Source organism: Streptomyces sp. P17, assembly GCF_032436805.1.
In the GTDB taxonomy this organism is placed as follows: domain Bacteria; phylum Actinomycetota; class Actinomycetes; order Streptomycetales; family Streptomycetaceae; genus Streptomyces.
Window position 1 is genome coordinate 1 of the sequence record NZ_JAVRBF010001142.1, and the last position, 255, is coordinate 255.

1 protein-coding gene is annotated in these 255 nt (G+C 71.8%); it reads right to left on the reverse strand.

Annotated features, from left to right (window positions below; all coding sequences use genetic code 11):
• Window positions 1-255, reverse strand: a 255-nt coding sequence (locus RMT89_RS44210) for an SDR family NAD(P)-dependent oxidoreductase (RefSeq protein ID WP_315889401.1), incomplete at both ends; no start/stop codon positions are given.

Genomic DNA, 255 nt, shown 5'->3' on the forward strand with positions numbered 1-255 from the left:
GCCCCAGACGTTGACGGAGAAGGCCCATTTCCAGTCGTTGGGCTCGTGCTCCCACATCCGGCCCTCGGCGCCCGAGCCGACGCCCGCGTTGTTGCACAGCACGTGCACGGCGCCGAAGGTGTCGAACGCCGCGTCCGCCAGGCCGCGTACGGACTCCGGGTCGCTGACGTCGACGGTACGGGCGAGGACCTGTGCCCCGTCCGCCATCAGTTCCTCGGCGACGTGGAGGAGGCCGCGCTCGCCAAGGCCGCCGAG